The organism is Janthinobacterium sp. C22, from assembly GCF_057919405.1.
Map to the genome: position 1 here is coordinate 4,648,499 of NZ_CP193659.1, position 24,711 is coordinate 4,673,209.

At 61.7% G+C, this 24,711-nt stretch carries 24 protein-coding genes; 13 read left to right on the top strand and 11 right to left on the bottom strand.

Going from position 1 to position 24,711, the window contains the following annotated elements:
* Window positions 1-72: 72 nt before the first annotated feature.
* Window positions 73-1,374 (top strand): dicarboxylate/amino acid:cation symporter, encoded by a 1,302-nt coding sequence (locus tag ACRHIG_RS21715; protein ID WP_489627868.1) that lies wholly within the window; start codon window positions 73-75, stop codon window positions 1,372-1,374.
* A 245-nt stretch (window positions 1,375-1,619) separates the two neighbouring features.
* Window positions 1,620-2,030: a DoxX family protein gene (locus ACRHIG_RS21720; protein ID WP_489627869.1), complete on the top strand. Its 411-nt coding sequence runs from the start codon at window positions 1,620-1,622 to the stop codon at window positions 2,028-2,030.
* 51 nt (window positions 2,031-2,081) lie between these two features.
* Here the strand turns inward: ACRHIG_RS21720 and ACRHIG_RS21725 are convergent, their stop codons facing one another.
* Window positions 2,082-2,732, bottom strand: a complete 651-nt coding sequence (locus tag ACRHIG_RS21725) for a CoA transferase subunit B (RefSeq protein ID WP_092715651.1) — start codon at window positions 2,730-2,732, stop codon at window positions 2,082-2,084.
* A 157-nt stretch (window positions 2,733-2,889) separates the two neighbouring features.
* Window positions 2,890-3,588: a CoA transferase subunit A gene (locus ACRHIG_RS21730; RefSeq protein ID WP_489627870.1), complete on the bottom strand. Its 699-nt coding sequence runs from the start codon at window positions 3,586-3,588 to the stop codon at window positions 2,890-2,892.
* Window positions 3,589-3,735: 147 nt separating this feature from the next.
* Here ACRHIG_RS21730 and ACRHIG_RS21735 point away from each other — a divergent pair, with 147 nt between their 5' ends.
* Window positions 3,736-4,302, top strand: a complete 567-nt coding sequence (locus ACRHIG_RS21735; RefSeq protein ID WP_086137696.1) for a LuxR C-terminal-related transcriptional regulator — start codon at window positions 3,736-3,738, stop codon at window positions 4,300-4,302.
* Here ACRHIG_RS21735 and ACRHIG_RS21740 read toward each other — a convergent pair.
* Window positions 4,299-5,075, bottom strand: coding sequence for an SDR family oxidoreductase (locus ACRHIG_RS21740; protein WP_034752351.1), 777 nt, complete (start codon window positions 5,073-5,075; stop codon window positions 4,299-4,301). The genes ACRHIG_RS21735 and ACRHIG_RS21740 overlap by 4 nt on opposite strands.
* 251 nt (window positions 5,076-5,326) lie before the next feature.
* Here ACRHIG_RS21740 and ACRHIG_RS21745 point away from each other — a divergent pair, with 251 nt between their 5' ends.
* Window positions 5,327-7,003: an electron transfer flavoprotein-ubiquinone oxidoreductase gene (locus ACRHIG_RS21745; RefSeq protein ID WP_489627871.1), complete on the top strand. Its 1,677-nt coding sequence runs from the start codon at window positions 5,327-5,329 to the stop codon at window positions 7,001-7,003.
* Window positions 7,004-7,066: 63 nt separating this feature from the next.
* On the opposite strand, the gene ACRHIG_RS21750 is transcribed toward ACRHIG_RS21745, so the two are convergent.
* Window positions 7,067-7,729 (bottom strand): acetyltransferase, encoded by a 663-nt coding sequence (locus ACRHIG_RS21750; protein ID WP_489627872.1) that lies wholly within the window; start codon window positions 7,727-7,729, stop codon window positions 7,067-7,069.
* 272 nt (window positions 7,730-8,001) lie between these two features.
* Here ACRHIG_RS21750 and ACRHIG_RS21755 point away from each other — a divergent pair, with 272 nt between their 5' ends.
* The 7 genes from ACRHIG_RS21755 to ACRHIG_RS21785 all read left to right on the top strand — a co-directional run bounded on the left by ACRHIG_RS21755 (window position 8,002) and on the right by ACRHIG_RS21785 (window position 17,438).
* On the top strand, window positions 8,002-11,211 hold the full coding sequence (locus tag ACRHIG_RS21755; protein WP_489627873.1) for a tetratricopeptide repeat protein: 3,210 nt from the start codon (window positions 8,002-8,004) through the stop codon (window positions 11,209-11,211).
* A complete protein-coding gene (locus ACRHIG_RS21760) occupies window positions 11,211-12,362 on the top strand; it encodes a DegT/DnrJ/EryC1/StrS family aminotransferase (RefSeq protein ID WP_489627874.1) in 1,152 nt (383 codons plus the stop codon). The genes ACRHIG_RS21755 and ACRHIG_RS21760 overlap by 1 nt, the downstream gene beginning before the upstream one ends.
* Entirely contained in the window at window positions 12,362-13,090 is a 729-nt protein-coding gene (locus ACRHIG_RS21765; protein WP_489627875.1) for an LbetaH domain-containing protein, read from the top strand. The genes ACRHIG_RS21760 and ACRHIG_RS21765 overlap by 1 nt, the downstream gene beginning before the upstream one ends.
* A gap of 143 nt (window positions 13,091-13,233) precedes the next feature.
* Complete coding sequence (locus ACRHIG_RS21770; protein WP_070303093.1) at window positions 13,234-14,109, top strand: flagellin N-terminal helical domain-containing protein; 876 nt, start codon at window positions 13,234-13,236, stop codon at window positions 14,107-14,109.
* A 241-nt stretch (window positions 14,110-14,350) separates the two neighbouring features.
* Complete coding sequence (locus ACRHIG_RS21775) at window positions 14,351-15,226, top strand: flagellin N-terminal helical domain-containing protein (RefSeq protein WP_070303092.1); 876 nt, start codon at window positions 14,351-14,353, stop codon at window positions 15,224-15,226.
* Window positions 15,227-15,404: 178 nt separating this feature from the next.
* The gene (locus tag ACRHIG_RS21780; protein WP_489627876.1) at window positions 15,405-16,280 is read left to right on the top strand and encodes a flagellin N-terminal helical domain-containing protein; all 876 of its coding nucleotides are present in this window, start codon (window positions 15,405-15,407) and stop codon (window positions 16,278-16,280) included.
* A gap of 57 nt (window positions 16,281-16,337) precedes the next feature.
* Complete coding sequence (locus tag ACRHIG_RS21785) at window positions 16,338-17,438, top strand: hypothetical protein (protein ID WP_489627877.1); 1,101 nt, start codon at window positions 16,338-16,340, stop codon at window positions 17,436-17,438.
* Between the two features lie 67 nt (window positions 17,439-17,505).
* Here the strand turns inward: ACRHIG_RS21785 and ACRHIG_RS21790 are convergent, their stop codons facing one another.
* Genes ACRHIG_RS21790 through ACRHIG_RS21820 form a run of 7 tightly spaced genes read right to left on the bottom strand, consistent with a single transcriptional unit; the run spans window position 17,506 to window position 23,740 of the window.
* Window positions 17,506-19,593: a flagellar biosynthesis protein FlhA gene (locus ACRHIG_RS21790; protein ID WP_326457476.1), complete on the bottom strand. Its 2,088-nt coding sequence runs from the start codon at window positions 19,591-19,593 to the stop codon at window positions 17,506-17,508.
* The gene (locus tag ACRHIG_RS21795) at window positions 19,590-20,729 is read right to left on the bottom strand and encodes an EscU/YscU/HrcU family type III secretion system export apparatus switch protein (protein ID WP_489627878.1); all 1,140 of its coding nucleotides are present in this window, start codon (window positions 20,727-20,729) and stop codon (window positions 19,590-19,592) included. Before ACRHIG_RS21795 ends, ACRHIG_RS21790 begins: the two co-directional genes overlap by 4 nt.
* The gene (locus ACRHIG_RS21800) at window positions 20,719-21,519 is read right to left on the bottom strand and encodes a flagellar biosynthetic protein FliR (RefSeq protein ID WP_489627879.1); all 801 of its coding nucleotides are present in this window, start codon (window positions 21,517-21,519) and stop codon (window positions 20,719-20,721) included. The genes ACRHIG_RS21795 and ACRHIG_RS21800 overlap by 11 nt, the downstream gene beginning before the upstream one ends.
* A gap of 11 nt (window positions 21,520-21,530) precedes the next feature.
* Window positions 21,531-21,809: a flagellar biosynthetic protein FliQ gene (locus tag ACRHIG_RS21805; protein WP_489627880.1), complete on the bottom strand. Its 279-nt coding sequence runs from the start codon at window positions 21,807-21,809 to the stop codon at window positions 21,531-21,533.
* Complete coding sequence (gene fliP / locus ACRHIG_RS21810; RefSeq protein WP_475415842.1) at window positions 21,806-22,576, bottom strand: flagellar type III secretion system pore protein FliP; 771 nt, start codon at window positions 22,574-22,576, stop codon at window positions 21,806-21,808. Before fliP ends, ACRHIG_RS21805 begins: the two co-directional genes overlap by 4 nt.
* The gene (locus ACRHIG_RS21815; protein ID WP_046684914.1) at window positions 22,573-22,938 is read right to left on the bottom strand and encodes a FliM/FliN family flagellar motor switch protein; all 366 of its coding nucleotides are present in this window, start codon (window positions 22,936-22,938) and stop codon (window positions 22,573-22,575) included. Before ACRHIG_RS21815 ends, fliP begins: the two co-directional genes overlap by 4 nt.
* Before the next feature lies 1 nt (window position 22,939).
* Entirely contained in the window at window positions 22,940-23,740 is an 801-nt protein-coding gene (locus ACRHIG_RS21820) for a FliM/FliN family flagellar motor switch protein (RefSeq protein WP_489627881.1), read from the bottom strand.
* Between ACRHIG_RS21820 and ACRHIG_RS21825 the strand changes: the two genes are divergently transcribed.
* Window positions 23,732-24,046 (top strand): hypothetical protein, encoded by a 315-nt coding sequence (locus tag ACRHIG_RS21825; protein ID WP_489627882.1) that lies wholly within the window; start codon window positions 23,732-23,734, stop codon window positions 24,044-24,046. The genes ACRHIG_RS21820 and ACRHIG_RS21825 overlap by 9 nt on opposite strands.
* A 318-nt stretch (window positions 24,047-24,364) precedes the next feature.
* A complete protein-coding gene (fliE, locus tag ACRHIG_RS21830) occupies window positions 24,365-24,703 on the top strand; it encodes a flagellar hook-basal body complex protein FliE (protein WP_152252600.1) in 339 nt (112 codons plus the stop codon).
* Window positions 24,704-24,711: the final 8 nt, after the last annotated feature.

Consider the following 24,711-nt stretch of genomic DNA (forward strand, 5'->3'; position numbering starts at 1 on the left):
GTTATCCACAATTGAGCACGCCTGGCAATGGGCGGATGATTCGCAGCATCAACCCGCAAGAGGAGACCACTCGTGAAAAAACCATTCTATAAAATCCTGTACGTGCAGGTGCTGTTCGCCATCGTGGCTGGCGTGCTGCTGGGGGTGTTCTACCCATCGAACGCCGTCGACATGAAACCGCTGGGCGACGGCTTTATCAAACTGATCAAGATGATCATCGCCCCCGTGATCTTCTGTACCGTGGTCTCCGGCATCGCCGGCATGCAGGACGTCAAGAAAATCGGCCGCGTGGGCGGCAAGGCGCTGCTGTACTTCGAAGTGGTCTCCACCTTCGCACTGGCCATCGGCTTGCTGGTTGCCAATATCCTGAAACCGGGTGCCGGCTTCAACGCCGATCCGGCCCACCTGGACGCCAAGTCGATCGCGCAATACACGCACGCCGAAGGCATGACCACCGTCGACTTCCTGATGAACATCATCCCGAAGACCTTCGTCGATGCCTTCGCCAAGGGCGACATCCTGCAAGTGCTGTTGATCGCCATCCTGTTCGGCTTCTCGCTGTCCCTGCTGGGCGAGCGCGGCCGTCCGGTCACCAAGCTGATCGACGAGCTGTCGCATGCCATCTTTGGCATGGTCAACATCATCATGAAAGTCGCACCGATCGGCGCGTTCGGCGCGATGGCCTTTACCATCGGTAAATACGGCCTGGCGTCGCTGATTCCGCTGGCAAAACTGATGGGTTCGTTCTACCTGACCTGTTTCCTGTTCGTCTTCGTCGTGCTGGGCCTGATCGCCAAGTACACGGGCTTCTCCATCGGCCGCTTCCTGTTGTACATCAAGGAAGAACTGCTGATCGTGCTCGGCACCAGCTCGTCGGAATCGGCCCTGCCGGCCCTGATGAAGAAACTCGAGCGCCTGGGCTGCTCCAAGCCAGTCGTCGGTCTGGTCGTGCCGACCGGCTACTCGTTCAACCTGGACGGCACCAACATCTACATGACCATGGCCGCCCTGTTCGTGGCGCAGGCAACCAACACGGAACTGACGATCTGGCAAGAGCTCACCATCCTGGGCGTGGCGATGCTGACGTCGAAAGGCGCGTCCGGCATCACGGGCGCCGGCTTCATCACCCTGGCCGCCACCCTGGCCGTGGTGCCGACGATTCCCGTGGCCGGCATGGCGCTGATCCTGGGCATCGACCGCTTCATGAGCGAATGCCGCGCGCTGACCAACTTTGTCGGTAACGGCGTGGCCACCATCGTCGTGTCGAAATGGGAAAAGGAACTGGACATGGACAAGCTGCACAGCGAGTTGGCCCATCCCACCCACCCGGCCGACGACGCCTACGTTGCACCGAACGTGAACATCGTCAAGTAAGCCCGTCAAGCAAGCTGTACTCTCCATTGAAAAGCCCCGCAGAGCGATCTGCGGGGCTTTTTGCATGCGCGGGTTTTTTATTGCATCATCAACATATAGTAAATCATGCATCAATATTTTACTGGATGATCAATGAATAAAAACCATTACAGTACTGCTTACCGTTCGCCGCCAGGCTCCCGCATAATGACATTGCGTTGATGCAAGCCAGACACCGAACCATCCACCTTTGAATGGAGTACGCCATGTCCCTCTCGCCCGCCCTCTACGCCACCTGGTCCCCACGCTTGCTGGGCCTGCTGCGCATCATCCTCGGCTTCCTCTTCCTGCAGCATGGCACGGCCAAGCTGTTCGGCGCGCCGCACGTGGCCATGTTCGACGGCTTGCAACTGTTTTCCCTGATGGGTGCGGCCGGCGTCATCGAGTTGGTGGGCGGCACCCTGCTGCTGGTCGGCCTGTTCACGCGCCCCGTCGCCTTCATCCTGTCGGGCCAGATGGCTGCCGCCTACTTCATCGCGCATGCGCCGGCCGGCTTTTTGCCGATCCTGAACGGCGGCGAAATGGCCGTGATGTACTGCTTCACCTTCCTGTACTTCGCGGCAGCGGGCGCCGGCGCCTACAGCCTGGACGGGCTGCGCGGCAAGGCCGGCGCATAAAAAAGGGCGGACATCGCTGTCCGCCCTGCTTCGATACGACCATCTGCCTGCTTACACGGCGGAAACGTCCAGTTCCGCGCCCGTGGCCGCCTGCACCTGCTCCTTGGTCACGCCCGGCGCCAGTTCCACCAGCTTCAGGCCGTTTTCCGTCACGTCGATGACACCCAGGTCGCTGATGATGACATCGACCACGCCCACGCCCGTCAGCGGCAGGTCGCACTGCTTGAGCAGCTTGTGCGACGTCGTGCCATCCTTGGCCGTAGCCACGTGCTCCATCAGCACGACGACGCGCTTGACGCCGGCGACGAGGTCCATCGCGCCGCCCATGCCCTTGACCATCTTGCCTGGAATCATCCAGTTCGCCAGGTCGCCCTTTTCCGACACTTGCATGGCGCCCAGGATGGCCAGATTGATCTTGCCTCCACGAATCATGCCGAAGGAATCAGCCGAGCTGAAGTAGGCGGCGCCGGGCAAGGCCGTCACCGTCTGCTTGCCCGCGTTGATCAGGTCGGCATCGACCTCATCCTCGGTGGGAAACGGGCCGATGCCCAGCAAGCCGTTTTCCGACTGCAGGAATACTTCGATATTCTCCGGCACATAGTTGGCCACCAGGGTCGGCAAGCCGATGCCCAGGTTCACATAAAAGCCATCCTGCAATTCCTTTGCCGCGCGCGCGGCCATTTCGTCACGTGTCCAAGCCATTATTATCTCCCTCAATTTTCGTGGAACGCCTGTCCAAACCTACTGCGCGGCGCGCTTTGCGGCCTGCGATGCTCACCGTACTAAAGTACGGTTGCGCTTCTTAGCCACAAATCACTGCCGCTCGCTACGGTTTTGCCATGCGTAAATCTTCTATTTATTAGTCGGCGCGCACGGTGCGCTGCTCGATGCGTTTTTCCGGGTTCGCGTTGACCACGATGCGGTGCACGAAGATGCTCGGCGTGTGGACCTGGTCCGGATCGATCTCACCCACTTCGACCAGTTTTTCCACTTCGACGATGGTGATCTTGCCCGCCATGGCCACGTTCGGGTTGAAATTGCGCGCCGTTTTGCGATAGACCAAATTGCCCGCGCGGTCGGCCATGTAGGCTTTGACCAGCGCCACATCGGCCACCAGGCTGCGTTCCATCACGTATTGTTCGCCGTCGAATTCACGGATTTCCTTGCCATCGGCAACGATGGTGCCCACGCCCGTCTTGGTGAAGAAGGCGGGGATGCCGGCGCCGCCGGCGCGCAGCTTCTCGGCCAGGGTGCCTTGCGGCGTGAATTCCAGTTCCAGCTCGCCCGCCAGGTACTGGCGCGCGAATTCCTTGTTTTCACCCACATAGGAGGCGATCATTTTCTTGATCTGGCGCGTGGTCAGCAGCTGGCCCAGGCCGAAGCCGTCCACGCCGGCGTTGTTGGAAATGGCCGTCAGGCCCCTCACGCCCGAATCGCGCAAGGCGCCGATCAGGGCTTCGGGAATGCCGCACAGGCCGAAGCCGCCGACGGCGATGGTCTGGCCATCTTGGACGATACCGGCCAGCGCCGAGGCGGCGTCAGGATAAACTTTATTCATGGGTGTCCCTCTATCTTTTGTTAAGCTTTGGTCTTGAGTCCATGACTCAGGCAGCGACTCAGCATAAAATACGCGAGTGGAAAGTACAATACCGTAGAACTACCGGCGCCGTGCCGGCCATCCCCCTGTGAGAGTGATACGTATCAGATGAACGCCGCGTCAGCCATCGATTATGAAAGCATCTTCCTGCACGCGCCCGTGGGCATGTGCATGTCGGAAAACCGTATCATGCGCAGCTGCAACGAAGCGCTGGCAGCCATGTTCGGCTATGCGCGCGCCCAGCTCGACGACCAGTCCTTCGAAGTACTCTACCCCACGCACGACGAATTCCTGCGCACGGGTGACCGCATCATCCCCATCATGAACGCCAGGGGCCGCTATTCGGACGAGCGCATCATGCGCCGCAGTAATGGGGAATTGTTCTGGTGCCACGTCACGGGCCACGCCATGCTGCCGAACAAACCGCTGGGAGCGGGCATCTGGACGTTCGAGGATGTCAGCGAGAAACGTCCCGTGACGGCGGAGCTGACTCCGCGCGAGCGCGAAATCGCCGCCCTGCTGGTGGAAGGCAAGACCAGTAAGGTCATCGCCCGCCAGATCGACCTCAGCCCCCGCACGGTGGAAATGCACCGCGCCAAGCTGATGCGCAAGTTCGCCGCCTCGACGTCGTCCGAACTGGTACACAAGCTGGTGGGACTGCAGCTGCAGCGTTAGAAGGTACTCATTCCACCGTCTGCGGAAATGATCGCACCATTGATGAAGTGCGAATCCTCGCCCGCCAGCAACAGCAGCAGGCCGTCGAGGTCTTCCGGCTTGCCCGGGCGTTTATTTGGCAGCATCTCGATCAGCTTCTTGCCCTGCTCGGTGGCGAAATAATCTTCGTTGATCTCGGTGGAAATGTAACCGGGGCAGATGGCGTTGGTGTTGATGCCATATTTACCCCATTCCACGGCCATGGCGCGCGTCATGTGCACCATGCCCGCCTTGCTCATGCAGTACACGCCGATCTGCGGCAGCACCTGCAAGCCCGCCATCGAGGCGATATTGATGATGCGGTGCTGTTTCTTCGGATCGCCCTTGGCGCGCGCGATCATGCGTTTGGCCGTCTGCTGGGCCACGAAGAACGAACCGCGCAGGTTGGTGTCCATCACGAACGAGTAATCTTCGGGCGTGACGTCGACCAGGCGTTGCGTGGTGGAGACACCTGAATTGTTGACGAGGATATCGATGGGGCCCGCTTCCGTTTCCGCATGCGCGATGGCCGACTTGATGCTGGCGAAATCGGTCACGTCGAGCGACACCACGTGCGCGGCGCCGCCGTCCGCCTCGATTTCGGCGCGCAACTCCTTCAGGCGTTCGGTGCGGCGCGAGGCCAGCACGACCTGGGCGCCGGCCTGGGCCAGCACTTTCGCAAAGCGCGCGCCGAGGCCGCTCGATGCGCCGGTAATCAGGGCAATCTTGCCCTCGAAATTGACTTCTATGCCCACGAGCTACTCCTGTTTTATTTTAGATAACACTTTACGCCGTGCCGCCGGCACCGGGGCAAAATACCCTGCGCCGTACTTGAGCAAAGGTAAACGTCATCATTACACAAAATGGCCGGATTTAGATTGCGGCGAGGGGCAATGTCACGCAAAATGGCGCCAAAGTTGCAATCCTCGCCAAAAACAAGCACACTCGTGCTTAAATTTCCCCGAAGATTCCTCACCCACCCATTTAGTGACTAACAATCGAGACCATGACACAGCCTAATAACTTAGTTGAACAGTACGGACCGCGCGAGACCATGGAGTATGACGTGGTGATCGTCGGCGGCGGCCCCGCAGGCCTGGCGGCGGCGATCCGCCTGAAGCAGCTGGCCGCGGAAAAGAGCCAGGAGGTGTCCGTCTGCGTGCTGGAAAAAGGCGGCGAACTGGGCGCGCATATCCTGTCGGGCGCCATCATGGACCCGAAAGCGCTGACGGAACTGATTCCGAACTGGAAAGAACTGGGCGCGCCCCTGAACACCGAAGTGACGGAAGACCGCATCCTGTTCCTGACCGAAACGAAAGCCTATAAAACGCCAGGCTTCGCCGTGCCGGCCTGCTTTGAAAACCATGGCAACTACATCGTCTCGCTGGGCAACGTGGTGCGCTGGATGGGCCAGCAGGCGGAAAAACTGGGCGTGGAAATCTTCCCCGGCTTCCCGGCCGCGGAAATCCTCTACAACGACGACGGCTCCGTGAAGGGCGTGGCAACGGGCAATATGGGCGTCAAGCGCGACGGCGAGCCGGGTCCCGACTTCCAGCTGGGCATGGAATTGCACGCCAAGTACACCCTGTTCGCCGAAGGCGCGCGCGGCCACCTGGGCAAGCAATTGATGGCCAAGTATGACTTGAACGCCGGCAAGGATCCGCAATCGTACGGCATCGGCATCAAGGAATTGTGGGAAATCGACCCGGCCCAGCACAAGCCGGGCCTGGTGATCCACTCGAGCGGCTGGCCGCTGGACACGAAAACCTATGGCGGTTCCTTCCTGTACCACCTGGAAAACAACCAGGTCATGGTCGGCTACGTGGTGGGCCTGAACTACGAAAACCCCTACCTGTCGCCGTACGAGGAATTCCAGCGTTATAAAACGCATCCGGAAATCCGCAAGTTCTTCGAAGGCGGCAAGCGCATCTCGTACGGCGCGCGGGCGATCGCGGCCGGCGGCCTGCAATCGCTGCCGAAGCTGGTGTTTGCCGGCGGCGCGCTGATCGGCTGCGATGCGGGCTTTTTGAACATGAGCCGCATCAAGGGCAGCCACGCGGCCATCAAGAGCGGCATGCTGGCGGCGGACGCGGCCTTCGGCGCGCTGGGCGAGCAGCGCCAGCACGACGAACTGACGAGCTACCCTGTGGCATTCGAGAAATCCTGGCTGCATGAAGAACTGCACGTGGCGCGCAACGTCAAGCCATGGCTGTCGAAGGGTTTGTACCTGGGCAGCCTGATGACGGGCATCGACCAGCTGATCTTCCGCGGCAAGGCGCCGTGGACCCTGCACCACTCGCATGGCGACCACGAATGCCTGAAACCGGCGGCCCAGTCGAAACCGATCGTGTATCCGAAACCGGATGGCAAGCTGACCTTCGACAAGATGTCGTCCGTGTTCATCTCGAACACGAACCACGCGGAAGACCAGCCCATCCACCTGACCTTGAAGAACGCCAGCGTGCCCGTCGACGTCAACCTGGCCACGTATGCGGGTCCGGAAGCACGTTACTGTCCCGCCGGCGTGTACGAATTCGTGAAGAACGACGACGGCGCAGAGCGCCTGCAGATCAATGCGCAAAACTGCGTGCACTGCAAGACCTGCGACATCAAGGACCCCACGCAGAATATCGTGTGGGTGACACCGGAAGGCGGCGGCGGGCCGAACTATCCGAACATGTAAGCTCGTCGCGCGGCATGCCAGCGCAGCAGCGCTAGCGCTGCCGCGCTTCGGCTGCCGCGGTTTCTACAGATACTTGTCGCCCGCCTGGCGGCCGCGTACGGTTTTTGCCGGCGCGCCATAGCTGACGCACAGATCTTCCACGGGCCGCGTCACGACGGCGCCGGCGCCGACCACGCAATGACTGCCAATCCGCATGCGCTGCAGCAGCAAGGCGCCCATGCCCAGGGCGCTGCACCTGCCGATAAGGCAATTGCCGCCCGTCGCGGCGGCAGGCGCCAGGCTGGAAAACGCCTCCATCACGGAATCGTGGTCGAGCGAGGCGCGCGTATTGACGATACAGCCCTCCCCCACGTCGCAGCCGGGATTGATCACCGCCCCCGCCATCACCACGCTGCCCGCGCCGACGCGCACGGCCCTGGCAACGCTTGCCTGCGGATGCACGGCGCTGACGAATGGCAGTTGCGGGCACAATGCCGCCACGCGCGCCGTCACGCTTGCCCGCACAAAATTGTCGCCGATGGCCACCAGCACCCCGGACACGGCGAGCCGTTCCACCAGGACCGGCAAATCGGACTCGGCGCCAAGCACGCGATAACCCGAGGTTTCTTCGCCGATCGTCCGGAACGCGTCGATCAAGCCGGCAATGCGAAAGTTCCCCTGTCGCTCGACCACGTCGATCACGACCTTCGCATGGCCCGATGAGCCTATGATTAAAATGTTTTGCATATATCTGCTGAAAAATGAACGATATCGGGCAGCGGCCATCCACCAGGGAAGGCGCCAATGCCGGGCATCATACCAGCAGCCCGGCGCGAGGCATGCCGTCCATTCCCCTGCAAGGTTTTTAAAACGGCCACTTTTTCCCACGCTTTGACCAGCCAGCAACAGCTAGTTTGCATTGCGACAGCATTCCTGGATAAATTCCATCTGGAAAGTTTCTCAGAAGCACTTTCACCAGTTACAATTCCCTCTGCTAACTATTTCACCTCCGCCCGCCCATGAACGCTAACGCCCTTCCCGCAGTGCCCCTCGACGCCGACTTGCAGCAGGCAATTGCCGAACACCAGGCTGGCCGGTATGCCGAGGCGGAAGCGCTTTACCTGGCGATTCTGCAGGCACAGCCGTATCACGCCATTGCCAACCATAATATGGGCTTGCTGGCGGGCCAGCTGGGGCAATACCAGGCCGGCTTGCCGTATCTGCACAAGGCGCTGTCGGTCAATCCCGACGAAGGCCAGTTCTGGCTGTCGTATGCGGATGGCTTGCTGAAGGCGGGCGAACGCGAGCAGGCGCTGGAAATCGTCACGGCGGCCATCGCGCGCGGCCTGGACAACGACCAGTCGCAAGGCTTGCGCAGCCGCATCGAAACGGCGATCGCCAGCACGCCGACAGCGCAGGAAACGCAGCACGTCATTGCGCTGTATCAAGCCGGCCACCACGCCGAACTGGAAGCGGCCAGCCGCGACCTGACGCAGCGCTACCCAGACTCCGACTTTGCCTGGAGCGTGCTGGGCACCGCCCTGCAATTACAGGGCAAGGACGCCTTCGAGGCCCTGCTGAAAACCACGCAACTGGCGCCCAACGATGCCGAGGCACATGGCAACCTGGGCACCGCATGGCAGGAACGGGGCATGTACGAGCAGGCGGTCGACAGCTATACCCGGGCGCTGGAACTGAATCCGGACTTTGTCGAGGCACATGGCAACCTGGCGGCGGCGCTGCAGGCGCAAGGCAAGCTGGAGCAAGCCGAACAGGCATACCGGCAGGCGCTGGCGCTGCGACCCGATTACGCCAAGGGCCATTTCAATCTGGGCAATACACTGCAAGCGATGCAGCGCAGCGCCGAAGCCGTCGCGTGCTATCAACGCGCGCTGGCCCTGCTGCCGGGCGACGCGGACATCTACCTGAACCTGGGCAATGCCCAGCAAGACCTGCAGCAATGGCACGCGGCCATCGTCAGCTACCGGGCGGTGCTGCAACTGGCGCCCCACACCACGGCGGCGCATGCCAATCTGGCCGCGGCGCTGCATGAAGCCGAAGACTACGCGGGTGCCGTGGCCAGCTACCGCCGCGCCATCGCACTGCATCCCGGCGACGCCAAGCTGCACAACAACCTGGGACGCGCGCTCCAGTCGCTGGACCAGGCGGAGGAAGCCATCGCCGCATATGCCCAGGCGATCGCGCTCGATGGCGATTTCACCCAGGCGCTGAGCAATCTGGGATTGCTTCAATGCAAACAAAAAAATTACACGGCGGCCATCGAGTACTGCGCCAGAGTGCTGCGCCTGCAGCCGGACGATGCGCAAGCCTGCGGCCAGCTCGCCATCGCCTACGGCGCGGCCGAAGACCGGGACAATGCCCTCAAGTATTTCCAGCAAGCCATTGACCTGGCCCCCGGCAGCGCCGCGAACCACAGGCAGCTGGCCGATTACTACAGCACCATCAAACGCTATCCGCTCGCCGTGGAGGCATACCGCCGCACGCTGGAACTCGATGCCGGCGATAGCGAAACGCACAATCACCTGGGCGTCGCCCTGCAGGAACTGGAGCAATACGAGGCAGCCACCGCCGCCTATGAGCGCGCGCTGGAACTGGAACCGAAAAACATCTCGGCGCTGTGCAACCTGGGTTCGACGCGGCAGGCGCAGAAACAATTGGAACACGCAAAGCGGACGTATCTGGCCGCACTCGAGCTCGACCCCGCCTTCGAGCGCGCGCACTTTGCACTCGGCAATTGCTACGTGCTCATGAACGAGCCTTTGCTGGCGCTCGAGTGCTACCACAAGACGCTGGAGATCAATCCCGACTATCGTGACGCCTACGTCAACATCAGCGCCACCTTCAGCAATATCGGCAGGATAGAAGAAGCCATTGAAACCTGCCGCAAGGGCCTGGCCGTCTGCCCGCTGTGGGAAACCCTGTTCAGCAACTACCTGTTCTTGTTGTCGCATAGCACCGAGATCGATCCGCAGGCGCTCTTTGCGGAGCATCAGCGTTTCAGCGCCACCTTTGAAACGCATATCGCCAAGGGACGCGCAGACCACAGCAACAGCCGCGACCCGCTGCGCACCTTGAAAGTCGGCTTCGTGTCAGGCGACCTGCACAACCATCCGGTGCCGCACTTCCTCATTCCGGTACTGGAAAATATCGCCGATGGCGCCCAATTGTCGCTGTATGCCTACCACAACAATCCGCAAAACGACGATATCACGGAGCGCCTGCGGGAAGTCATTCCCCACTGGCGCCAGGTGGAACACCTGTCCGACCCGGACCTGGGCCAGCTGATCCGCGACGATGGCATCGACATCCTCATCGATCTGTCGGGCCACACGGGCAAGAACCGGCTGCTCATGTTTGCTGGCAAGCCCGCGCCTGTCCAGGCCAGCTGGATCGGCTACCCGCTCACGACGGGACTGCAATCGATCGATTACTATCTGGGCGACCAGCACTTCACGCCGCCGGACGAACTGGGCGACCAGTTCTCCGAGAAACTGATGCTGCTGCCCGCCTGCGTTCCGTTCCTGCCGTCCAAGCTGGCGCCCAGCGTCCAGCCGGCGCCTGTATTGACTAATGGCTACATCACGTTTGGCAGTTTCAACCGCACCAATAAAATCAATCGTCAGGTCATCGCGCGCTGGGCCAGGGTGCTGCGCGCCGTCCCCGACGCCAGGATGATCGTGGCGGCCATGCCGAAATCGGAAGCGCCGCCGCAACTGGCAGCCTGGTTCGCGGAAGAAGGCATTGCGCCCGAGCGCCTGACCTTCGAAGGACGCACGGGGATGGCGCAATTCATGGCCATCCATCACCGCATCGATATCTGCCTCGATGCCTTCCCCTACTGCGGCAGCACGACGACCCTGCATGCGCTGTGGATGGGCGTCCCCACGCTCACGACGGCAGGGCCCACCATGCCTAGCCGCGCCGGCAACATGATCTTGCGCCAGGTCGAACTCGATGACTTCATCGCCGCCGACGAAGAGGATCTCGTGCGCAAGAGCGTGGCCATGGCGGCCAACCCCATGCTGCTGGGCGCCTACCGCTTCAGCATGCGGCACCGCCTGGAGCGCTCCGTCCTGGGCAAGCCCAAGCTGATTACGGAGGGGCTGGAAAATGGCTTGCGCATGGCATGGCAACGCTGGTGCGAAGGCTTGCCGCCCGTTTCGTTCGAAGCCCCCGTGGCCGTGCCCAACCCGCCGATCGGATTATGATGAGTATCAAGAAAAACAAGCCGGTCTATGTCACCCAGCCCCTGCTGCCGCCGCTGGAGGATTTCCTGCCCTATCTGGAAACGATCTGGGACAACAAGATCCTGACGAATGGCGGCCCGTTCCACCAGCAGCTCGAGCAGGCGCTGTGCGACTACCTGGGCGTCAAGCACATCTGCCTGTTCGCCAACGGCACGCTGGCATTGATGACGGCCTTGCAGGCGCTGCGCATCAACGGCGAAGTGATCACGACGCCGTATTCGTTCGTCGCCACCGCCCACTCGCTGCTGTGGAACAACATCAAGCCCGTCTTTGCCGACATCGAGCCGCATAGCCTGAACCTCGACCCGACCAAAATCGAGGCGGCCATCACGCCGCAGACCACGGCCATCATGCCGGTGCATTGCTACGGCCGGCCATGCGACATCGAGGCCATCGAGAAAATTGCCGACAACTATAATCTGAAGGTGATCTACGATGCGGCGCATGCGTTCGGCGTGCGCCACCGGGGCGGCAGCGTGCTCAATCACGGCGACCTTTCCGTGATCAGCTTTCACGCCACGAAGATCTTCAACACCTTCGAAGGCGGCGCCATCGTCTGCCCCGACGCCAAGACCAAGCAGCGCATCGACCACCTGAAAAACTTCGGCTTCGTCGATGAAGTCACGGTGGTGGCCGCTGGCATCAACGGCAAGATGAGCGAGATCAATGCCGCCTTCGGCTTGCTGCAGCTCAAGGGCATCGACGGCGCGCGCCAGAAGCGCAAGGCCATCGATGCGCACTACCGCCAGCAACTGGCCGGCATTCCAGGCATCACCTGCGTGCAGCAAGGGGATGCCGAGGCGGCCAACCACGCCTATTTCCCGATTCTGGTGGGTCCCGGCTATCCGCTGTCGCGCGACGCCCTGTTTCAATCGCTGCGCGACCAGGAAATCTACGCGCGCCGCTATTTTTACCCGCTCATCAGCGACTTCCCCATGTACCGCGGCATGCCGTCCGCCGCACACGCGAACCTGCCCGTGGCGCGGCTGGCGTCGTCGCAAGTGATCTGCCTGCCCATCTATCCGGATCTGGACATGGCAACCGTCGATGCCATCATCGCCATGATCGCCGCCCCCGCCTTGCAGCAAGAAACCGTACGGAACATCGCCTGATGCACATTTCCACCGAAACCAATTTCTCGGGCGTGGCGGAGAACCATGCCTGGTCGGCACAGTTCACGGTACTCGGCTACGACGATGGCGCGATCAGCACCCTGCCGCATCAATTCTTCCGCGACTGGCTGGACCAGGAACCGGAGAACGGCCACTTTTATATCGGGCGCGGCTCCTGCTTCGGTGTCGGTTCGCTGGTGAAATATGACAGCGGACAGCAAAGCCTGTGCGTGGGACGCTATGTGGCCGGCGGCTCGCGCCTGAGTTTCATCCTGAATGGCCAGCACGAGATGCGCACGATCTCGACGTACATGCTGTCGATCCTCGGCGGCGGCCTGAAAAATGTGCCGCCGCCGCAGTACGCCGACACGGTGATCAAGAACGATGTGTGGATCGGCGACGAAGTGATGGTGCTGGGCGGCAGCGTGATCGAAAACGGCTGCATCATCGGCGCACGCTCGCTGCTGCCACCGAATTTCCGCTCGGAACCCTATGGCATTTATGCGGGCTCGCCGGCGCGCCTGATACGCTACCGTTTCACGGAAAAAGTCCGTGCCGCGCTGCTCGAGCTGGCCTGGTGGGAAATGCCGCTGGAATGGGTGCGCAACAACAACGCCATGTTCCTGGAAGACCTGTGCGCCGACGAAGCGAAGGCATTGCTGGTCCTCGACATCCTGAAAAGCAGCCGCAAACAATGGGAAGCGGAACACGGCGGTGTGGCGGATTGAAGCCGGCATGGATTATCATTCAGGCAAGGGGAAAATATATTTCCACGCGGCATTTAATAAAGTGAAATGAATGGTCGTCTTGTACTGGTAGGAGCAGATAAACCGTCGCTCCTCACCATAACCACCCAATTAGGAATGACACCATGCTGAGTCTTCACACCAACGCTGCCTCCCTGTCGGCACAAAATTCGATCTCGAATACCCAATCCAAACTGTCGACTTCGATGACGCGCCTGAGCACCGGCTTCCGCATCAACTCGGCCATGGACGACGCTGCCGGCCTGCAAATCGCCACCCGCCTGAAAGCGCAAACCAGCGGCATGACCGTTGCGATGAACAACACGCAAAACAGCACCTCGCTGCTGCAAACGGCTGAAGGCGCGTTCGCCGAAGTGACCAACATGCTGGTACGCATGAAAGACCTGGCTACCCAGGCTTCCGATGCCTCGTCGACCGCAGCCGACAAGACCGCCATGCAAGCTGAATACAATGCATTGGGTCAAGAGCTGTACAACGTCATGACCAACACCACGTTCGGCGGCACCAAGCTGCTGGGCAAAGGAAGCGCTGCTGCCGACGGCACGCTGTCGACGTCGATGACGTTCCAGATCGGCGCCAGCTCGACGGAAAAAATGACCTTCGACGTATCGGGCAACCTGTCCACGCTGAACACCGCCCTGAGCGGCCTGAGCGCGAACTTCTCGAGCGGCGCATCGACCGGCGCGACGGAACTGACCGCTTCCGCCAACGCCACCATCGGCCTGCTGGCGACCGCCATCGACAGCGTCAGCACCGTGCGTTCGGCACTGGGCGCGACGGCCAACCGTCTGGACCACGTCAACACCAACCTGTCGAACATCGCCACCAACACCAAAGCCGCTACCGGCCGCATCATGGACACCGACTTCGCGACCGAAAGCTCGAACATGACGTCGTCGCAAATGCTGCTGCAAGCTGGCACCGCGATGCTGAAACAAAGCAACAGCATGTCCTCGATGGTCATGTCCCTGCTGCAATAATATGGACTTGGCCGCTTGCGGCCAATCTATCGAAGCCAGACTCCGGTCTGGCTTTTTTCATGCGCGCCTGGCGCGGGCATGCCGTCGCACGGGTCTGGCGGAGCGGCGAGGCAACAAATACCATTTATTTTTAAAAATTTCCGTAAAGCATTTAATTAAGGTGGCGGCACGGTCGTCTTGTACTGATAGGAGCAGATAAATCGTCGCTCCTCACCGTAACCACCCAATTAGGAATGACACCATGCTGAGCCTTCACACCAACGCTGCCTCCCTGTCGGCACAAAATTCGATCTCGAATACCCAATCCAAACTGTCGACTTCGATGACGCGCCTGAGCACCGGCTTCCGCATCAACTCGGCCATGGACGACGCTGCCGGCCTGCAGATCGCCACCCGTCTGAAAGCACAAACCAGCGGCATGACCGTTGCGATGAACAACACGCAAAACAGCACCTCGCTGCTGCAAACGGCTGAAGGCGCATTCGCCGAAGTGACCAACATGCTGGTACGCATGAAAGACCTGGCTACCCAGGCTTCCGACGCCTCGTCGACCGGCGCCGACAAGACCGCCATGCAAGCTGAATACAATGCATTGGGCCAGGAACTGTACAACGTCATGACCAACACCACGTTCGGCGGCACCAAGCTGCTGGGCGACGGCGCGGCTGCCGCCTCCGGCACGCTGTCGACGTCGATGACGTTCCAGATCGGCGCCAGCTCGACGGAAAAAATGAGCTTCGACGTATCGGGCAACCTGACCGCGCTGAACGCAGCCCTGACCGGCCTGAGCAAAAACTTCTCGTCGGCAGCATCGACGGGCGCGACGGAACTGACCGCCACCGCCAACGCCACCATCGGCCTGCTGGCTACCGCCATCGACAGCGTCAGCACCGTGCGTTCGGCACTGGGCGCGACGGCCAACCGTCTGGACCACGTCAACACCAACCTGTCGAACATCGCCACCAACACCAAAGCCGCTACCGGCCGCATCATGGACACCGACTTCGCGACCGAAAGCTCGAACATGACGTCGTCGCAAATGCTGCTGCAAGCTGGCACCGCGATGCTGAAACAAAGCAACAGCATGTCCTCGATGGTCATGTCCCTGCTGCAATAATATGGACTTGGCCGCTTGCGGCCAACCTATCGAAGCCAGACTCCGGTCTGGCTTTTTTCGCCTGCAGCGCGACGCATTCAGGCAAATTGAACTAAATTGCCATCACGTTTAACGATGTTGCCGGCATAGTCGCCTATACAAGGCAGAACACCGAACAATCATCCACTGGAGCCGCCGCGTGCTGAGCATTCATACCAATACCGCCGCACTGTCTGCCCAGCGGGCCATGGGCTGGGCCCAGCAGCTGCTGTCGACGTCGATGACGCGCCTCTCCACAGGCTTTCGCATCAACTCGGCCATGGACGACGCGGCCGGCTTGCAGATCGCCACCAGGCTCAGCGCCCAGACCAGCGGCATGGCGGTGGCCATGCGCAACACGCAAAACAGCACCTCGCTGCTGCAGACGGCCGAAGGCGCGTTTGGCGAAGTCACCAGCATGCTGGTGCGCATGAAAGACCTGGCCACCCAGGCAGCGGACGCCTCGTCGAACCAGAAGGACCGCGACGCCATGCAGGGCGAATACGATGCGCTGGGCGCCGAACTGTACAACGTGATGACGAACACCCGCTACGGCGGCACCTTATTGCTGGGCAACGGCGGCGCCGGCAACGGCACCTTGTCGCAAGCCATGACGTTCCAGATCGGCACCAGCGGCAGCGAGACCATGCAGTTCAGCGTGGCGGGCGACATGGCCGGCCTGGATGCGGCGCTGCAGGCGATCTCGGCCAATTTCGCGCCAGGCGCCACGCCCGGCAGCGAATTTGCCAGCAACAGCAGCGCCAACGGCATGATCGACCTGCTGGCGGCGGCCGTCGACAAGGTCGGCAGCGTGCGCTCGGCGCTGGGCGCCACGGCGAACCGGCTCGGCCATGTCTACAATAACCTGTCCAACATGATCACCCACACCAAGACCGCCATCGGCCGCATCATGGATGTCGACTACGCGGCCGAAAGCGCCAACATGACCTCGGCGCAAATGCTGATGCAGGCGAGCACGGCCATGCTCAAGCAAAGCCAGAGCATGAGCAAGCTGATTCTTTCTTTACTACAATAGTGACTGGCAGGACGCGATGGCGGATCGGATGAATAGGTATCAGCAGGAAGCAATGGCATGGCGATAGACCGCATTGCATCGGGCAATCCCGTGCCCCTGATTACCCAGCGCTTCGACGTCAGCCCCGCGACGCCGATGGTGCCGGGCGTGGTCCAGCCGCTGGTGCCGATCGGGCCCTACATGGCACCCGCACCGGACGCCGGCACCCTGCCCGCCCAGCTGCAGCAGCAGGGCCAGGACAGCCTGGCGTCCCTCATCAAGCCCAACGCCGACGGCACGGGCGGCGCCATGCCGCGCGACAGCAGCGCCATGCAGGTCAATCAGCTGTTCTTCACGCGCCAGCTGGTGTGGCAGCCGCCCGACGCGGCGCAGCTGGCCGCCTCGTGGCGCGTGATGGTCAAGACCTATGGCGAGCAATATGCGGCCCTGCAGGAACAGGCGCGCGGCCAGCACGTGCCGGGCAGCCTGTTCATGGCCGAGCAGCAACCGGCGCTGCTGCGCGAAGGCGCGCGTCCGCCCCTGACGGTCGACAGCGAAGCGTGGCGCTTTGCCGTGTATGGCTGGGGCGGCCAGCGCCTGCTGCTGCGCGTGCTGGCCAGCGATGAAGACGAAGAGGCAACGCCGAGGCGGCGCGGCAAGGTGGCGCTGCGCGTCGAGCTGATCATCATCGGCATCGGCCGGGTCGTGATCCAGATGGAGCCGTCCGGCGACGGCGTGCTGCTGGAACTGGCCGCCGACGAGGAAGCGGCACTGCGCCACCTGCGCCTGGCCCTGCCCGAGATCGCCGGCGCCGTGCGGCGCGCGGGCCTGCGCGTCGTGCGCTGCCGCCTGAACCGCCAGCTGCACGCGCAGCGCATGCACGGCAATTACCCGATGCAGGCGGGTGCCGCTGCGCTGTCGCTGCCCCTGTTCCGCGCCATGGCCGAAGTGGCCTTGCTGCTGACGCAGCCGGAAGCGGAAGCGGCGGCCGATCCCGATGCGCCCGCAGCACCTGCGGCGGCGGCAGAAGAAGAGACCATCGCCGCCTCGAAGGAAGTGGCGGCGCCGCTCGGCTACGACTATGGCGACGAGGCAGAAGCGGCGCAAGGCGGCACCGTGCTGCTGCTGGCCGATGGCCAGGAGCACGACCTGTTGCCGCCCATCGACGAGCAGGATTGATACAGCAGGATTGATACAGCACAAAAAAACGGCGCCCGCAGCGCCGTTTTTGTTATTGCCCCGCCGTTTACCCCACCGTGCCGATGATGCTCACTTCGCGGTTTTCCGGGATTTCGTTGTACGACAGCACATGCAGGCCCGGCGCGAACAGGCGCGCGTAGCGGGCCAGCAGCGGACGGATCTGCGGCAGCACCAGCAGCAGCGGCGGCGTGGCCTGCTGCTTCATCTGCTCGCGCGCCACCGGCATGTTCACTTGCAGCTGCGACAGCAGGTGCGGGTCGATCGGATAGTTATCGAGCGTCACCTTGCCCGACTGGCGCGCCTGGTTCAATGAGCCGAGCAGCATGTTTTCCAGCTCGCCGCCCAGGTTAAACGCCTGCATTTCCATCTTCTGGCCAAACAGGCCGCTGACGATCTGGCGCCGCAGCGCGCAACGCACTTCGGCCGCCAGCAGGATAGGATCCTTGGTGGTTTCCGAACTGTCGAGCAAGGTAGTGGCGATGGGCACGATATCCTTCAGGGACACGTTTTCCGCCAGCAAGACGCGGAACACGCGCAGCAGCTGCGTGTGCGTCAGCGCCTTGTCCAGCGCGCCGGCCAACTTGGGCGACAGGGCCGTCAGGCGCTCCATCATGTTCGAGACGTCTTCGTGGCGGAACAGTTCCGGCAGGTATTCGCGCACCATCTTCGACAAGTGCGTGGCGATCACGCTGGGCGCCTCGATGACCTGGTAGCCCAGGCCCAGCGCATGCGCCTTTTCGCTCGGTTCGATCCACGTGACGGGCATGCCGTAGGCCGGCTCGATGCCGGGAATGCCATCCAGCTGGCCATACACGTTCGGCGACGGGATCGCCATCAGCCGGTCGGCCTGCACTTCCGCCTGCGCCACCACGGTGCCGGACAGCACGATCGCGTATTGCGACGGTTTCAGGGCCAGGTCGTCGCGCACGCCGATATTCGGCAGCAGCAAACCCATCGCCTCGGACAAACTCTGTCGCACGCCCTTGACGCGCTTGTTCAGCGGCTCGCCTTGCGTTTTATCCACCATGCCGACCAGTTTATAGCCGAGCATCACCATCAATGGCTGCACGGCCGGCAGTTGCTGCCACTCCAGTTCGGCCGGCTTGTCGTCGCGCAAGGCCGCCTCGATGGCCGCCATGCCGGCAGCGTCCGGCCCCTTCACGCGCTTGGTCAATCGCCAGGCCACGAAGGCCAGCACGGCCGCGAAGGTCATGAACATGAACCACGGCATGCCCGGAATCAGGGCCAGCGCCACCATCATGCCGGCCGCGCTGAAGATCACCGTTGGCGAGGTCAGTACCTGGCCTGCCACCTGCTGTTCGAAGTCGCCCGAATCGCTGATGCGGGTCACCAGGATGGCAGCCGCGGCCGACAGCAGCAGCGCCGGGATCTGCGCCACCAGGCCATCGCCGATGGTCAGCAGCGCGTATTGACGGAAGGCATCGCCAAACGACAGATCGTGCATCAGCGAACCGATGGCCACGCCGCCGACCATGTTGATGATCAGGATCAGGATACTGGCGACGGCATCGCCGCGCACGAACTTCGACGCGCCGTCCATGGCGCCGTAGAAATCCGCTTCGGCGGCCACGTCCTTGCGGCGGATCTGGGCTTTTTCCTGGTTGATCAGGCCGGCGTTCAGGTCGGCATCGATGGCCATCTGCTTGCCCGGCAAGGCATCGAGGGTGAAGCGCGCCGACACCTCGGAAATACGCTCGGCGCCCTTGGTGACGACGGCGAAGTTGATGATCATCAAGATCACGAAGACCACGATACCGACGACGAAGTTACCGCCGATCACCACGTTACCGAAGGCCTCGATCACCTTACCGGCCGCGTCCGCGCCAGTATGGCCGTGCAGCAGCACCACGCGCGTGGACGCCACGTTGAGGGTCAGCCTGAGCATGGTGGTGGCCAGGATCACCGTCGGGAAGACGGAGAAATCGAGGGGCCGCTTGGCCGACACGCTGACGAGGATGACGATCAGTGCCAGCACGATATTGAAAGTGAACAGGATATCGAGCAGCACGGGCGGCAGCGGCAGGATGATCATCGCCAGGATCACCAGCAGGAACAGCGGCGTGGCGAACTTGTGGCGGCGCATTTCGGCAACCAACCGGTTCAGGAAATTCATGGCGGTACGACCTCGCTCAAATGAGATGGCACGGCCATCTCGGTGGGTAATACGGGCTGGGCAGCACGCTGCCCGGACCGGAATGCTTTCAATTGCAGGATGTAGTTCAGCACCTGCGACACGGCCTGGTACAGCTGCACGGGAATCTGCTGCTGCACCTGGCTGGTGTTGTAGATGGCGCGCGCCAGCGGCGGCAACTCCAGCGTTTCGATATGGTGTTCCTTCGCCACTTGCCGGATATACAGCGCCATCTCGTCGACGCCCTTGGCAACGACGAACGGCGCCTCGGCGCGGTCCTGGTCATACTTGAGCGCGACGGCGTAGTGCTCGGGATTGACGATCACCACGTCGGCGTCGGGCACGGTCTTGCGCACGCTGCGCCGGCCGATCTGCTGCTGCAGCTGGCGGATGCGCTGGCGCACTTCGGGCCGCCCTTCGCTGCTCTTGTGTTCTTCCTTGACGTCCTGCTTGCTCATGCGCTGGTTGCGGGCAAAGAAAAACGCCTGCGCCGGCACGTCGATGATGGCGAACAGCACGAAGACGGAAATGAGCGCCATCAGGCCGTCAAGCATCAGCGCGGAACCGTCGAGCATGGCTTGCTGCAGGGGCCGGTGTTGCAAATCCACGTACTGCGTCAGGCTGGAGCGGCTCACGTGCACGAGCACCATGCCCAGCACGGCGGCCTTGGCGATGGACAGGCCGAATTCAAAGCCATGCTTGGGCGACACCAGGCGGCCCAGGTTCTTGGCCGGGCTCAGGCGCTCCATCTTCGGCATCCAGTTCTTCGTGCTGACGACCCAGCCGCCGGGGATCAGTGAGCCGAGCACGACGAACAGGGGCACGCAAAACAGCGGCACGATCATCTTGATCAGCAAGCCCACCGAGGTGGTAAACGCCATCGACATGGCATTGTCCAGCGCGCCCTTGCTGTCGAGCGGCATGAAGGCCATGGCGAACAGCTCGCGAAAGCTGACCAGATAGCCCGGCAGCAGGTAGATGAAGACCTTCATGCTGATCAAAATGCCCAGCGCCGTCGACAGGTCGCGCGAACGCACCACCTGCCCTTCCTGGCGCGATTTCTTCAGCTTCTGGGCTGACGCCTTTTCTGTCTTGTCGCCCGTGCTGCTATCCGCCATGGGCCACCCGCATCTGTTCGGCGATCATGTCGAGCACGCGGTTCGTCATGGCGACATAGTGTTCCGGGATAAAGCGCACGATCTGCATCAGCATCAGCAGGCCGAACATGGTGATCATGGAAAAACCCAGCGAAAACAGGTTCAGCGACGGCGCCACGCGGTTCAGGAAACCAAAGCCCAGCTGCACCACCATGGTGGAAAAGATGATGGGCAAGGCCAGCAGCATGGCCGCGGCGAAGATCCACGCCACGTTGTACGCCACCGTCTGCAGCAGCAGCGGCCCGTAGCCCTGCCCCACTGGCCAGGCCTTGAAACTGGCGCCGATCACGCCCGTCAGCACGAGGTGGCCGTCGATGGCGAAAAACACGATCATGCACATGATGGTGAGCAAACCCGTGATCACGTCCGACGAAGTGCCGTTGAGCGGGTCGTTCATGACGGCCATGGAAAAGCCCACCTGGCTCGACACGAGGTAACCGAGCACCGACATGACGGACATGGCGAAGTGGAAGGCCAGGCCCAGGACGAAGCCGACGATGGCCTGCTCCAGGGTGGCGACGACGGCGTGCAGGGAAAACGGATCGATCTTCAGCAAGTCCTGCGAGATGCCCGACGCCTGCATCACGGGCAGCATCAGGATCGCCAGCACCAGCGACAGCAGCACCCGCACGGGCACCGGCACCATGGCGTCGCCGATCACGGGCGAGGCGCTGAGCATGGCCAGGATGCGGCAGAACGGCCACCACACGGCCAGCAGAAACGGCAGCACCTGATTGAAAATCTGATCCATGGCGCGCGGCGCTATCCGACCAGGGTGGCCGCGCGCTGAAAAATGGACACGCAATAATCCATCAGGTAGCCGGCCATCCAGCGTCCGGCCAGGATCAGGGCCAGCAAGGTGACCAGCAGGCGCGGCAGGAAACTCATGGTCTGTTCATTGATCGAGGTGGCCGCCTGCACCAGCGCGACCAGCAGGCCCATGAGCAAACCCGGCACGACCAGGATGACCACCAGCAGCATCACGACATGCAGCGCTTCGATGATCAGGTCGACGGCGACTTCAGGGTAAACATCGCTCAATAGCCCTGTATGCTGGTAACCAAGGTGTTGACGGTCAGGGTCCAGCCGTCGACCAGCACGAACAGCAGCAGCTTGAACGGCAACGAGATCACCAGCGGCGAGAGCATCATCATACCCATGGCCATCAGCACGGACGCCACCACCAGATCGATGATGAGGAACGGTATGAACAGCATGCAGCCGATCTGGAACGCCGTCTTGAGTTCGGACAAGACAAACGCGGCCAGCTTGACCGTGAAGCTGTGGTCTTGCGGACGCATGCTCGACGGTTCGCCGGCCAGGTGGGCGATCTGCGCCAGCGCGGCCTTGCTCGTCTGCGCCAGCATGAAGCGCGAAATCGGCACTTCGGCGATCTTCAGGGCTTCCTGCATGCCGATCTGGTCGCGGTCGTACGGCACGAACGCTTCCTTCCACACCTGGTCGCCGATGGGGCGCATGACCAGCAAGGTGAGGATCAGGGCGATGCCCGTGACAATGCGGTTGGGCAAGCCCTGCTGCAGGCCCAGGGCCTGGCGCAGCAGGGACAGCACGATGACGAAGCGGGTAAAGCTGGTCATCATCATGACCATCACGGGCAGCAGCCCGAGCAGGGTCATGACAACGAGGATCTGCATCTTCACCGACAGGTCGGTCTTTGCGCCCGGCACCACGCCGGCCAGCAGGTCCTGCGCGCCGGCGGCGCCGCAGCACAGCATCAAAAGAGGAACAGCCAGCGCGGCAGCCAGCGCGCCGCGGCGCCGGCTCAAACCGGGTACCGCCAGCTTCATGCTGTCATCAGGTCGAGATTGAGGCCGTCGAGATCGATGACTTTGAGGCCATAGTTCTCGCCGGCCACCACCACTTCGGCGCGGCCGATCGGCGTGCCGTTGACCTTGATCACCAGCGGTTCGCCGGCCAGCATATCGAGTTCGATCACGCTTTCCGGGCCGATCGCCATCAGCTCTTCCAGCGAAATGCGGGCCGAGCCCACTTCCAGGGTCAGGGTGACGGGAATCTTGCGCATCATCTGCGGAATGTCGCGGCGCGCGCGGGTGCTGGCCACGTCGGAGACGTCGCCCTGGTCGATGATCATGTCATCGCCCAGGTCTTCCAGCAGGGTTTCGCTCTGGTTGGTATCGGTCATATTCATATTATTCGACATCTTCAAATGAGGTTAAACAGAGCTTGCCCTTGTGTTCGGAAACAGCCGCTGTAAATAAACGGGAGTCGTCCAGCATGACGTCGGTACGACTGAGGCTGACGGGAATCACGTCGCCCACGCGCAAGTCGAACAAGGCGCCCAGCTGCATCTGCTTGCTGACCAGCCGGCCTTCCAGGGTCACTTGCAGGCGCGACGCGAGCGGGCGCACGCTGCCGCGCAAGGCTTTCTTCGCTTGCGCGCGCTCGGGCAGCAGGCCGCGCAGCACGTCGGCCATCAGGCGCTTGTCGAGCGAAAACCAGAACTGGCCGCTCTGCCCCGCCTCGACGTCGCTGAGCGCCACCGTGATGATCCAGCTGCCGCGCGCCGGATGCACGCCCGACTGCACGGCAACCTCGGCACTGGTGTCGATGTCGCTGCTCTTGCCCAGGGTTTGCAGGTTCTTGTGGATGCGGGCAAACAAGCTGCCCACCAACTGTTGTCCCAGCACCACAGCGAGGCGCTCCTCCGTGGCCGTCACGCGTACCTGCGCCGGATCGGGCAGCGCCCCCTTGGCGCCGGCACTACCATAGCGATAGTTCAGCACGCTCAAGAGTATCTGCCGCTCGAGCGCAAAGCCCGGCTGGCCGGCCGGCGCGGAAAAACTCAGCCAGCGGTTCGCGCCGTCCTCGTTCTCCACGCGCGACAAGCTCACGGCATCGATCTGGAAATTGCCCCAATAGCGACGGCTCATGGGCTGGCGCAGGGCCACGGCCAGGTCGTCGCGCAACTGGGCGCCGAATACATGCAGCAAATGGACAGGACGTCCAAGCAGACAGGAATCGAGGACTTGATGGCGCGCAGTTTGATCTGTCTTGGTAATGATTGTCATGTAGTGGTCATGTCGGTATTGCGGTGGCAGAACAAATTATACGGATCGCCCGAAATTAAATACAGCATCATCTTGGCCTGGCCGGCAGGCCCGCAAGCAAACGATTGCGCATCGTATCGCATGGTAGATGACTACGGTGCTGAACAATACATGAAAACGCTAAATATTGCCATGTATCAATATTCCTTGAGCCAATCCACTCTTTACTTTATAGTTGCCGCGAGGTAAGCTTATAGCGACAAAATAGTGATTTGCAGTGCGCCATTCCGCTTACCTGATTCCGGTTTTTATGGCAGTTTCCATTCCGTTATTGCCACCAGAAGAAACTTTTATCAGATAAATATTAGTTGTCATGGCCATGTGAATCATGTCGGCGCAGGTTTGCTGAGTTTGTTCGAGTCTGCTTCAGCGGATGGTGTGGCAACTGATAAAACTGATGGGCCTTGTGGACCGGGCCGGGCAGGATGGCATGATTGCACTGCTGCCGGATTGGCAACACCAGTAATTCTATTGATACGTCACCGCATATTGAAAGTAGAGGGCAAGATGAGCAACGAACTCGCAGGTCTGATCAAGGCCGATCTGGCAGCACTGAGCAATGACGCGCGCGCCCTGGGCGCCAGCATCGCGCCCGCCGCCCAGTTCGGCGCGCCGGAACAATCGGGCTTCTCCTTTGCGCAAAGCATGCAAGACGCCATCGGCAAGGTCAACGGCGACGACCGCCTGGCCGCGCAGAAAATGAGCGACGTCGACAGCGGCAAGAGCGACGACATGGTCGGCGCCATGCTGGCCAGCCAGGAAGCAAGCCTGTCCTTCTCCATGTTGATGCAAGTGCGCAACAAGGTCATGGGCGCCGTCGACGAACTCATCAAACTGCCTCTGTAATCTTCACG

Coding starts and splice junctions, on each gene's coding strand:
- ACRHIG_RS21720 (WP_489627869.1), top strand. CDS start 1,620: ATGTCCCTCTCGCCCGCCCTCTACGCCACCTGGTCCCCACGCTTGCTG.
- ACRHIG_RS21725 (WP_092715651.1), bottom strand. CDS start 2,732: ATGGCTTGGACACGTGACGAAATGGCCGCGCGCGCGGCAAAGGAATTG.
- ACRHIG_RS21730 (WP_489627870.1), bottom strand. CDS start 3,588: ATGAATAAAGTTTATCCTGACGCCGCCTCGGCGCTGGCCGGTATCGTC.
- ACRHIG_RS21735 (WP_086137696.1), top strand. CDS start 3,736: ATGAACGCCGCGTCAGCCATCGATTATGAAAGCATCTTCCTGCACGCG.
- ACRHIG_RS21745 (WP_489627871.1), top strand. CDS start 5,327: ATGACACAGCCTAATAACTTAGTTGAACAGTACGGACCGCGCGAGACC.
- ACRHIG_RS21750 (WP_489627872.1), bottom strand. CDS start 7,729: ATGCAAAACATTTTAATCATAGGCTCATCGGGCCATGCGAAGGTCGTG.
- ACRHIG_RS21755 (WP_489627873.1), top strand. CDS start 8,002: ATGAACGCTAACGCCCTTCCCGCAGTGCCCCTCGACGCCGACTTGCAG.
- ACRHIG_RS21760 (WP_489627874.1), top strand. CDS start 11,211: ATGAGTATCAAGAAAAACAAGCCGGTCTATGTCACCCAGCCCCTGCTG.
- ACRHIG_RS21765 (WP_489627875.1), top strand. CDS start 12,362: ATGCACATTTCCACCGAAACCAATTTCTCGGGCGTGGCGGAGAACCAT.
- ACRHIG_RS21770 (WP_070303093.1), top strand. CDS start 13,234: ATGCTGAGTCTTCACACCAACGCTGCCTCCCTGTCGGCACAAAATTCG.
- ACRHIG_RS21775 (WP_070303092.1), top strand. CDS start 14,351: ATGCTGAGCCTTCACACCAACGCTGCCTCCCTGTCGGCACAAAATTCG.
- ACRHIG_RS21785 (WP_489627877.1), top strand. CDS start 16,338: ATGGCGATAGACCGCATTGCATCGGGCAATCCCGTGCCCCTGATTACC.
- ACRHIG_RS21790 (WP_326457476.1), bottom strand. CDS start 19,593: ATGAATTTCCTGAACCGGTTGGTTGCCGAAATGCGCCGCCACAAGTTC.
- ACRHIG_RS21795 (WP_489627878.1), bottom strand. CDS start 20,729: ATGGCGGATAGCAGCACGGGCGACAAGACAGAAAAGGCGTCAGCCCAG.
- ACRHIG_RS21800 (WP_489627879.1), bottom strand. CDS start 21,519: ATGGATCAGATTTTCAATCAGGTGCTGCCGTTTCTGCTGGCCGTGTGG.
- fliP (WP_475415842.1), bottom strand. CDS start 22,576: ATGAAGCTGGCGGTACCCGGTTTGAGCCGGCGCCGCGGCGCGCTGGCT.
- ACRHIG_RS21815 (WP_046684914.1), bottom strand. CDS start 22,938: ATGAATATGACCGATACCAACCAGAGCGAAACCCTGCTGGAAGACCTG.
- ACRHIG_RS21825 (WP_489627882.1), top strand. CDS start 23,732: ATGCAGCAAATGGACAGGACGTCCAAGCAGACAGGAATCGAGGACTTG.
- fliE (WP_152252600.1), top strand. CDS start 24,365: ATGAGCAACGAACTCGCAGGTCTGATCAAGGCCGATCTGGCAGCACTG.